General features: G+C 39.3%; 5 protein-coding genes and 1 pseudogene. 4 read left to right on the top strand and 2 right to left on the bottom strand.

Annotation, left to right across the window (positions count from 1 at the left end):
* Window positions 1–735: pseudogene (locus ACLL8Z_RS13075) on the bottom strand (carbamoyl-phosphate synthase large subunit); the annotation flags it as partial.
* Window positions 736–1,709: 974 nt separating this feature from the next.
* On the opposite strand from ACLL8Z_RS13075, the gene ACLL8Z_RS13070 reads away from it, so the two are divergent.
* A complete protein-coding gene (locus tag ACLL8Z_RS13070) occupies window positions 1,710–2,495 on the top strand; it encodes a carbonic anhydrase (RefSeq protein ID WP_411275229.1) in 786 nt (261 codons plus the stop codon).
* 529 nt (window positions 2,496–3,024) lie between these two features.
* On the top strand, window positions 3,025–4,356 hold the full coding sequence (locus tag ACLL8Z_RS13065; protein ID WP_411275228.1) for a rhamnogalacturonan acetylesterase: 1,332 nt from the start codon (window positions 3,025–3,027) through the stop codon (window positions 4,354–4,356).
* A gap of 41 nt (window positions 4,357–4,397) precedes the next feature.
* Here the strand turns inward: ACLL8Z_RS13065 and ACLL8Z_RS13060 are convergent, their stop codons facing one another.
* On the bottom strand, window positions 4,398–5,417 hold the full coding sequence (locus ACLL8Z_RS13060) for a LacI family DNA-binding transcriptional regulator (protein WP_411275227.1): 1,020 nt from the start codon (window positions 5,415–5,417) through the stop codon (window positions 4,398–4,400).
* A gap of 133 nt (window positions 5,418–5,550) precedes the next feature.
* Here ACLL8Z_RS13060 and ACLL8Z_RS13055 point away from each other — a divergent pair, with 133 nt between their 5' ends.
* On the top strand, window positions 5,551–6,933 hold the full coding sequence (locus ACLL8Z_RS13055) for a hypothetical protein (RefSeq protein WP_411275226.1): 1,383 nt from the start codon (window positions 5,551–5,553) through the stop codon (window positions 6,931–6,933).
* Window positions 6,930–7,141: hypothetical protein (locus tag ACLL8Z_RS13050; protein WP_411275225.1), on the top strand; the 212-nt coding region annotated here is incomplete at its 3' end. The genes ACLL8Z_RS13055 and ACLL8Z_RS13050, both read left to right, overlap by 4 nt.

Raw genomic sequence — 7,141 nt, 5'->3', positions numbered from 1 at the left:
CATCGGGTCAAAATTTTCAATAGAACAAACAATTATAACATTGTCGTTGGAATCGCGCATAAGTTCCAGTTCATATTCTTTCCATCCGATAAGCGCTTTATCAATAAGAACTTCGTGGATGGGAGATGCATGCAACCCACGGTTTAAGGCTTCGTCAAAATCCTCTCTTTTATAAATCACTGCGCCACCGGTACCTCCTAAAGTAAAAGAGGGTCTTATTACCAGTGGAACTCCAAACTCCTGTGCTATTTCTTTTCCATCAAGAAAGGAGCGGGCTATTTTCGCAGGAGCTGTTCCTACTCCAATCTCGTCCATTTTTTTTCTGAACAATTCTCTGTCTTCGCATGTGTTGATCGCATTGATATCCACGCCAAGCATTTTCACACCGTACTTTTCCCAAATACCCATTTCCTCACATTTGATCGCAAGGTTAAGTGCCGTTTGCCCGCCCATGGTAGGTAAAACCGCATCAATGCTTTTCCCTTCCTTTTTTTTCTCTTCAAGAATCCGGATGATGGAGTGATGATTTAGCGGCCAAAGGTAAACGTGGTCAGCAGTTACTTTATCGGTCATAATGGTTGCAGGATTCGAATTGATGAGCGAAACCGCTATTCCTTCTTCTCTTATCGAACGGGCTGCCTGTGAGCCGGAGTAATCAAATTCACAGGCCTGGCCAATGACAATCGGACCGCTACCGATTATTAAAACTGATTTTATTTTTTGATTTTTTGGCATTGCTTTTATTTGAAGTTTTAAATCGGGGAGGGTAAAAGTGCAGAAAAATCCGCAAGGCTAGCAGCCACCGGAAGTCTAACCATCTTCGGCTGCCAGGCAGAAATTTAATACATCGGTTTGGCAACCCCTAATGGAGAACCACTGGCAACACCTTCTATAATACTACCAACTATTCCGGCTATTATTACTGAAATATGGGTAGCCCCCGAAGCAAGGGCAATACCCAGACATAAGGGCACTGCCACAAACAAAACGACAACACTTGCTTACAGGTCGCTTTTTAGTTCTTTAAACATCGTTTACTTCCATAGCAGTTAGTTTAAGTTTTGGAAAGCAAAGGTAGTTATTTTATCTTAAATGATAGTATTACTATCTAACTAAATTAGAATACTTTTAACTACATGGTCATACCCATTAACCTTTTTGATTTATGTGGTCGTTTTGTCAAGCAACTGCAAAAGAAAGGAATCCGCCAACATTCTTTTTAGAACTTATCCGCAGGGCAGTCAGCAAAATAATACATCGGTTTGTAAACTTTGCAACCTGACACGCATCTTTCTGATGCATTTTACGGGCTTGGAACATGTGGTTTATGAGATTAAAGAAGTGGTGAATAAAGCACGGGAGATTAAACCCATACACAAAACATCCCAAAAACCTTTGTTTAAGTAAATTAGTTTTCATTTTTTTTTAATAAAATATTCGCAAAAACGTCGTCCAAAACACCATAAGATACATATTCAAACGGATTAGAAAATTGTTCGGACAGATATGAAATAAAAATTAATCTCCATATTCGAAATCACTGAATAGAGACGGTTCCGTTCAACTTACTTTACCCGCAATTAACCCGGAGCCGCTCCTTAGATCTTTTTTTATGCTAAATTGCGTATAAAAGGTATTTTGTAGGTAGCAATACTTCGACCGACCGCAAAAAACAAAAGAGCGATAATGTTACCCTAACATAAAATACAATGACCAAGTTACTAATTACAATTTTAGCTATGATAATGTTCCAAAATGTAATGTTTGGACAAAACAAAAAGACTAAAAAAGAAACAAAATTAAATACAGAAACGGCCAGAATTGACTCTATAAAATGGCGTGTAGAACATTATGTAGTAAACAGAGATTCTGCTTATGCCGACCCAAGAGTGGCCATTCAAAAACTAATCGGCGGGAATAGACGCTTTATAGAAGGTAAAAGTATTAGACCAAGACAAGACTTCATTGCCATTAAAAGTGTAGAACACGGACAAGAACCATTTGCTACAATTGTCGGATGTTCCGATTCACGAGTGCCAAATGAACTAATATTTGACCAAGGAATTGGTGACCTATTTATTATTCGTACAGCGGGACAAGTTTCGGCAGCTGCATCTTATGGAAGTATGGAATTTGCAGTATTGAAACTCAAAACAAAATTAATAGTTGTTTTAGGACACAGCGAATGTGGTGCAGTTGCGGCTGCAGTTGAAAGACCTGAAAATGTTCCAGGACATATTGTAACGCTTATCAATGAAATAAAACCTGCTGTTGCAAAAGTAGCATACTTACCAGGCGACCCGGTGAATAATGCAGTACGACAAAATGTAATAGACCAAGTAAATAATCTTAGAGACTTAGATCCAATATTGCATAAAAAATATCTTGAAGGCGACATAATCATTGTTGGTGCTGTTTATGATATACATACGGGAAAAGTTGAATTTTTAGAAGAAACATTGCATTCGATACCAGTAAAAAAGGCTAAAAAGTAAAATGAAAAGATTTTAATAGCAACATTTTTTAGTGACATCACTTAACCGCAAAAATTTTGCTCAAAATACCAGAATAATAATTATCATAAAATAGGTTGTCAAAAAGCAACCATTAAGTTCCTTATTTCCAATAACACTGGTAAAACACTTAAAATAGGGAAGGGAGCAAATTTTGTTTACTGTAAATAAGAACTTCTTGAATACATTTCTACTATCAAATTAGGGCAGATTAATTAGCGAAATTTTGATCAAATCCACCTTAAACTTGTCCGACTTAGGTACGTCCGGGGGTACAAAAAGCACGCAGGTACCGAGTAACTTGCGTTCTTTTGATTTTCTTTTGTTATGGTCAATTCTACACCGATATTAGGGATTTTCAGCAAAGTTTATTAAGCAACTTTAACGACGAAATTACCACGATTATAAGGTTGGAAGTAAACCAACACGATCCGGCTACAAGCTGGGCTATACCCTTGCTATGTCTTTTTAAGTAAAACTATCGCAGAATTAAAGCGTAATGTTGAATAATATGAAGCAGTTTTTTTTGATCTCATTTCTTTTCTTTGCAGTTACAGCAGCTTTTTCTCAGAACGAGAAATCACGTAAATTTGATTTCGGGGCGGGTAAAGCACTAGCAGGTTACACAAAAATAAGTTCAAATTCGGTTTATACGAGTGACAAAGGGTATGGAATTGATCTGAACACAAGTGTTTTTGCGAATGAAAAAATAGGCAAGCGTGCATCAACCGATGGATATCTTACATCAGATCGTCCTTACTATTTCTCCCTAAATCTTCCTGAAGGGAATTATCGTGTGAAGGTTACGGTTGGTGATGATTCAGGTACGTCAGACGTTGCAATACGCGCCGAGGATCGCAGAATGATGGTAAACCGAGTGCAGACTGCGAAAGGGGAGCATAAAACCATTGAGTTTACGGTTAATATTCGCGACAGTCTGATTGCAGGAACAAATGCTAAGGTGAGACTTAAACCCAGGGAGCTTAGCTATCTGAATTGGGACAATCGGTTAACGCTGGAATTTAACAGCGCAGAACCTAAGGTAAACTCCATAGAGATCTTTCCGGAAAAAGAAAATGTAGTTTCAGTTTTCCTGGCGGGTAATTCGACGGTTGTCGATCAACCTAAGGAACCATTTTCTGCATGGGGACAAATGTTTCCTTCGTTCTTTAAAACTGGAAAGGTTGCTATAGTTAACCTCGCCGAATCTGGAGAAACACTTAAAAGTTTTATTGGCGCCAGGCGTTTAACCAAAATACTTCAAATGATGAAGCCTGGAGATTATGTCTTTGTTGAATTTGGGCATAATGACCAGAAGGAAAAGGGAGAAGGGGTTGGAGCGTTCACTACCTACAAAAAAACACTTGAATACTTTATTAATGAGGTTAAGAAAAAAAGAGGGATACCAATACTGGTCACCTCGGTACAAAGAAGAAACTTTGATGTTAACGGCAAGATAGTGGAAACACTCGGTGATTATCCAGAAGCGGTCAGGCAAACTGCTCAGGAACACAAAGTAGCTTTGATCGATTTAAATGCCATGAGTACGGTGATGTTTGAATCAATGGGTGAGAAAGAGTCGTTATTGGCTTTCGTTCATTTTCCTGCAAACTCATATCCAGGAATGCCTGGCCCAATGGCGGATAATACTCATTTCAGGCCATATGGGGCATTTGAGGTGTCGAGGTTACTTGTACAAGGAGTAAGAAATGAAATATTAGATCTGGCAAGATTTATTAAGAAGGAAGTACCTGTATTTAAACCAGACATGCCCGATGCTTATCTGGACTTTTACTGGCCGGAAAGCCCAAGTAGGGACGGAACTAAACCGGCTGGAAATTAAGTTTGCGACCGGCCTTTTCAATTCTATTCATTGTTTAACGTTCATCTGACCGACGATTCCCTTACAATTAGTAAAGGCTCTAATACGATTTTATCAGGCTCTCCTTCATATGGGTTTGCAGTATTGCGCATTTTAAAAAATAGCTTCGAAGCTACTTCTCCCATTTCAACGGTCTTCTGATTAATCGTGGTTAAACTTGGAGAGATATGCTCGCTAAATCCCTCGTTAGAAAAACCAACAACGCCTACATCCTCTGGGATTCGATATTTTTGAGCTTTCAATGCTTTTATCGCTCCCAATGCGGTGAAATCTTCAACAGCAACAACAGCATCCGGAGGTGAGTTAAGCTGCAATAATTTTTCCATACATTCATATCCCGATGTAATGGTGTTTTTGCCATATATGATCAAGTCTTCTTCAATATCTAAATTATATTTTCTTAAAGCATCTACATATCCGCGTAAGCGCTCATTAAAAATGGAAATATGTTTTAGGCCTGAGATATAGGCAACACGTTTATATCCATTAAGAATAAGATGTTCCGCTGCAATAAAACCTCCTTTATAATTATCTATAGTAACAGTTGGAACCCGAATATTTTCATTAACAGTGTCAAACAGTACAAGCGGGATATTGCGTTTTTTAACCTCTAGGTAATGTTGAAAATTGATGGTTTGCTTCCCCATGGTAGCAATGATTCCGTCGACGCTTGACTGAATAAACGTATCAATTCCTTTAATTTCGTTTTCGGGGAGTTCATGTGATTGATATAATAAAATGCTGTAACCATTTTGGTTAATAATATTTTCCATGCCAAATACAATCGAGCCAAAAAAGCTCTTATCTGCACTTGGAATAATGACTCCTATAATTTTGGTCTGACCGGAGCGGAGCGAAGAGGCAATTTGATTAGGCCTGTAATTTAACCTTGAGGCCACTTCCTCAACCTGTTGTTTAGTGATAACACTAATGCCAGGATGGCCGCTTAAAGCTTTTGAAACCCCTGAAATAGTTAAGTTTAGTTCTTCCGCAATATCCCGGAGTCTGGGTCTCTTTGCCATTTTTTTACAAACGCATTAAATTATTTGAAAATTAAAAATTAAAGATATACATTTATTCAAACGTTTGAATAACTAGTTAAACCTACATTAACTGGTTGGGGGCTTGCTGTTCCATCGATGATTAAGAAAATTTATGATAACTATTAACAAAACACTTCAGGCGTCTGACTTACAAGCTAAGCTAAAACAATTTTGGAATCACTCCGGGCAAAAAATCCTTGATTTAGAAAACAAGTACGATGTCTCCAAAGGATCACCTGTTTTTACTATTCAGGGCAAATATACCACCCGCGGCTGGACAGAGTGGACTCAAGGCTTCCAATTCGGCTCCGCTATATTACAGTTTGACGCCACAGGTGATCAGGAATTTTTGGAAATAGGTCGCAGGAACACATTGGCCGTAATGGCTCCACATATTAGTCATATTGGAGTGCATGATCACGGATTTAACAACGTGAGCACATATGGTAATCTATTACGGTTGATGAATGAAGGCAAGACGGAATTTAACGAGTGGGAGAAGAACTTTTATCAGTTGGCGCTTAAAATTTCAGGCGCTGTACAAGCAGGCCGTTGGACAAGCATTAAGAATGGGGGATTTATTCATTCCTTTAACGGGCCTCATTCCTTATTTGTAGACACCATTCGGTCTTGTCGTGCGTTGTTGGTAAGCCATCTTCTTGGCCATGTATTTCAAGCAGAGGGAGACATCAAGATTAATTTATTGGAACGAGCTTTTTCTCATATAAAGGCCACAGCCGAGTTTTCAGTTTTTTATGGTGAAGGCCGTGATATGTATGATTTATGGGGCCGGACTGCTCACGAAAGTGTTTTTAATACAAAAGATGGAAACTTTCGCTGCCCTAACTCGCAACAAGGGTATACAGGTTTTAGCACCTGGACGCGTGGGTTGGCCTGGGCCATGTGTGGTTTTGCTGAAGAGCTAGAGTGTTTTGAAACACTTAAAGATACTGAACTTGATCAATTTGGCGGGCGTACAGAACTTGAAAGTTTTATGCTGAAAGCTGCACAAGCAACCTGTGATTTTTATATTGAGCATACACCACCTGATGGGATTCCTTATTGGGATACAGGAGCGCCACAACTTCATAAGCTGGGCGATTACCTAAGCCGACCGGCTGACCCATATAACGATTTTGAACCTGTAGATAGTTCAGCCGCTGCGATTGGAGCACAAGGCTTGCTTCGTCTGGGCAGATATTTGATAGGCAAAGGCCTCAAAGAACCGGGCGAGCGTTACTGGCAAGCCGGCTTAACCGTATTGAATACTTTATTTGACGAACCCTATCTGAGCACTAATGCTGACCATCAGGGCTTGATATTACATTCTATTTATCACCGTCCAAACGGGTGGGATTACATTCCTGAAGGAAGCAAAATACCTAATGGCGAATCGAGTATGTGGGGAGATTATCATGCCCGCGAAGTAGCGTTATATCTGCAGCGAATTATAAATGATGAATCGTATTTAACATTTTTTGGAAGTTTAAAATGAGTGCAAAGCTGCTAATGGATCTATCCCAATTGTGTATTCATACGATTAGCACTAAGCCCTGGGATATAGAGCAAGCTGCAAAGAATTTTTCTGAAGCAGGAGTGGGGGGTATTACTGTATGGAGGGATGCACTAAATGGAAGAGATATCAAACGAACGGGACAACTGTTGCGCGAATGTAATCTCCGGGTTGTATCGCTGTGCAGAGG

Origin of the sequence: Daejeonella sp., assembly GCF_046590655.1 — a bacterium.
Taxonomy (GTDB): Bacteria; Bacteroidota; Bacteroidia; order Sphingobacteriales; family Sphingobacteriaceae; genus Daejeonella.
This window is presented reverse-complemented; position numbering and strand designations above follow the sequence as displayed.